Annotated in this window: 3 protein-coding genes and 1 pseudogene; 2 read left to right on the forward strand and 2 right to left on the reverse strand. The window is 61.9% G+C overall.

Annotated elements, in window-relative coordinates; all coding sequences use genetic code 11:
• Positions 1-254: 254 nt before the first annotated feature.
• Positions 255-776, reverse strand: coding sequence for an HNH endonuclease (locus AC5RWT_RS36120; RefSeq protein WP_494084423.1), 522 nt, complete (start codon positions 774-776; stop codon positions 255-257).
• Between the two features lie 1,094 nt (positions 777-1,870).
• On the opposite strand from AC5RWT_RS36120, the gene AC5RWT_RS36125 reads away from it, so the two are divergent.
• Positions 1,871-2,410 (forward strand): hypothetical protein, encoded by a 540-nt coding sequence (locus AC5RWT_RS36125; protein WP_494084424.1) that lies wholly within the window; start codon positions 1,871-1,873, stop codon positions 2,408-2,410.
• Between the two features lie 34 nt (positions 2,411-2,444).
• Positions 2,445-2,660 carry a hypothetical protein gene (locus AC5RWT_RS36130; protein ID WP_494002565.1) on the forward strand — a complete coding sequence of 72 codons (216 nt, stop codon included), beginning with the start codon at positions 2,445-2,447 and terminating at the stop codon, positions 2,658-2,660.
• A gap of 176 nt (positions 2,661-2,836) precedes the next feature.
• On the opposite strand, the pseudogene AC5RWT_RS36135 reads toward AC5RWT_RS36130, so the two are convergent.
• A pseudogene (locus AC5RWT_RS36135) lies at positions 2,837-3,055 on the reverse strand (hypothetical protein); the annotation flags it as partial.

The following is a 3,055-nucleotide window of genomic DNA, read 5'->3' on the forward strand; positions in this document are numbered from 1 at the left end:
TCACCGTCGATGACGCGCAGCCAAAGCTCATTGTCCGTGGATGCTTTCCCTGTGTCCCCCATACCCATAAGTGTCCGGCAAACACATCGTGGTTCCCTCTGCGAGATTATTTCCGCCGGCCGTGTTTCTCCGCCCGTCCGCGCATACGGTTATGAAGCGCACGACGACGGGGTGGGGGTGTACCCCTTCGGGCCCGCGCCAGCGGGACCGGTAGTCATAGCGGCTTTTGTCGCGCACGGTTTAGAAGGTTTTGTTCAGGCAACTTCCGCGCCATTACTGGGAAGCAACGGCATTCGGCTGGTCAACTTTGCTCCGCTCGCAGGCAGAGCCGGCAAGGGCAGGCCGTGTTTCTGGGCGAATGACTGCACCCGTGGATTCTCCACTGCCTTCGTGTTGATGTACGGGCCGCGCCGGCGGCGTTTCCGCTTCTCGTTCTCGCCGCGCTTCACCGGTTCCAGATGGGCGGGGTTGCAGCACGCGGGGTTGCAGTTGGGCGGCATGTGGTCGAGCTCGTAGCCGGGCTTGTGCCCTCCCATGAGCAGGTTCCACAGCACCCGGTGGAAGGCCCAGTCAACCGTGCCGGCGCCTTCCGGCCTGAACCCGACGTACTCTCCCTTCTTCCCCATGACCGGACCGCTGGCAATCCAGCAGCCGTTCAACCGGGTTATCTTCTCCGCCAGCCTGGACAGATTGGTTTGCTCCGTCTCGGGCGTCCACCGCAGATGTTCGACTTCGTGTTTCCGGCAGAAGAACAGCACCTTGTTGCCATGCTTCATCCTGCGACCGCCGTCGTCTTGGAAGGCCCTGCACCCTTCCCAATGACAGCGGAGATGGCCGCGCCGGTAGTACCACTGGTTGTAGTGCTCGAGGCACTTGTTCCGCTTCTCGGCGTCTTTCTTGCAGTCGCGTTCCCGGCAACGTCCCAGCGTCTTCGCTCGCCCCAAAATTGCTCCCGATCAACCTATTGCATTCAACATTTATAAACGGTAGAGTCCGTAAAAGATCTGTGTGCCAGCCCTAGTTCTAGGGCAACTCTTCAGCGTACCACGCCCAAATCGCCCTGCCGCATTATTAGGGACGGCGACGTGTAGACGCTTCCTGGTCTGGCCGGCGTAGCTCCAGCGGAGCCGGCCCTTCGGTTCGGTTACCTGACCAATGACTACCCCTGCATACTCGGCGTTCCGCTACGCTCCACCCTGTTCTGTTTGCCTGCCCTCAGCCGACTCAGCCTGTCTCTGGGACGCAGCCGGCGGACACCGCAGAGAGAGCAGAGGGAGCGAGGGAGGGCAGGATTCTGCCTGATTAGCTCCCCGGGGATGGGGGAACGTATCAGGCAGATGATGGTGCTGAACACCGCGTCGGTCGCGTCGGTTGCTCGGTCGTATCGTCATCAGGCGCTGGGCATTACTCCTGCGCAGTGGCGGCATGTGCCTTGCGATCTGGCAGACCCGGCTGGGTCTGCTGTAGGCGCTGGCACTCCTTCGATTCTGGGGATTGCTCGACCCAGTGAAACACCCTGCCGCAAGGCTCGACATTGGAACCGGCTCTGACCCGGTAAGGGGCCGGGGCCATCCTCCCGATCACTCAGGGGCGTTTGGCTACCCAGCTTGGCTTTTCGATTTCCCTCGGTCTGTCCGAGACACGCGGGGTGTCCACCCGTCGTGCGACTACTCAACCGTTGGCGCGATTGGTAGACTCCAGTTATTCAGTTTCATTTGCAAACTTCATGATCCCCCGGCGGTTGGCGCTTCCGGGGGATTTCTCTTTGTCCTGAGGGGCGTGTCGTGCGCCCCTTCCTGGGGGCGCTCGACGGTAGGGTCTGGGGCATGACGCCCCCTGCTACCCTCCAGATTTCTTGGTGCTACCCGTCATGACGGCCACGACGAAACCCCCGGTGATGGGGCTGGCTGAAGCAGCCAAGACGTGCGGCGTCTCCGTGTCCACGGTGCGTCGAAAACGTGAAGAACTCAGGGAACACGGAGCCTACGAAACGGGCCGGGGCTGGCAGATTCCCGTCACTGCCCTAATCGCGGTGGGACTGATGGCGCGCACCACTGAAGCCCCTTCATCTGACGCCCCTCCTGCTACCCCTGATGGCCCTTTGAAGGCCGAGGTTGACGCCCTGCGCCAGCAGTTGGCCGCAGCTACCCAGCGTGCCGCCGTCGCGGAGGAACGGGTCGACGGTATGCGTGCCCTGGTCGCTGCCCATGAACGGATCATTGAGACGCAGGCTGTAGCCCTCAGGATGCTGGAAAAAGGTTCAACCCAACCAGACCCCACCCCGTCCGGCGATAGGCCCGCAGAGAGCCGTACAGAGCTTCCTGCGCCTGCTTCTCCCCCGGCTCCAGACACGGAAAAGGACGGGCGCCAGCCCGTCCCGTTCCTGCGCCGACTGCTGGGCCGGCTCTAGTCCCCTCCACGATCAACCGCCTACTCTTTCGGACATGAGACAGCGGCAGCAGGCCCAGCCCCCACCGCTCTGGGCAGTTATCTTCTGGGCAATTGCAGGAGCATCGTGGATCTTCGTTGCCGCTATTGATGGACTACCTCAGTTGCGTTGGTTCGGTCTGGTGCTGGGATTGGTGTTCCTCGGCGTCTCCATTGCCCAGTTTCTGGCATGGCGGAAGGCAAAACGATCCGCAGGCACTGAACACCGTTAGTCGCTCAGAGAGAGTGGTCCCGTCCTCTGGAGGGCACGCGCCAGCGTGACCGACTCCAGTACGGCCTTGACTGTGGATGCGTGCCACGCCTTGCCATCCGTTTCCAAACACAGAGAAGGACGGGCGCCAGCCCGTCCCGTTCCTGCGCCGGCTGCTGGGCCGGCGGTAGACCAAACCTATCGTCCTCCGATGACGAACTCTCCTATGACAGTTTCTCCGTCCTGCTCAAACACTGGAATGGCCCGGCTCTTTCCGGCGTTCTCTTCCTGCCACGCCAATGCTTCTTCTGGCGAACTGAAGTTGGGGTGAGCAAGATCCGTTGAGCGTGAGTATCCGGTCAGGCCATTCGTGGCGACTACAGAAATCAGGTCGGGCGGGACCGGGCTATCTCCCTG

The sequence above is a fragment of the Arthrobacter sp. Dra40 genome (assembly GCF_059091905.1).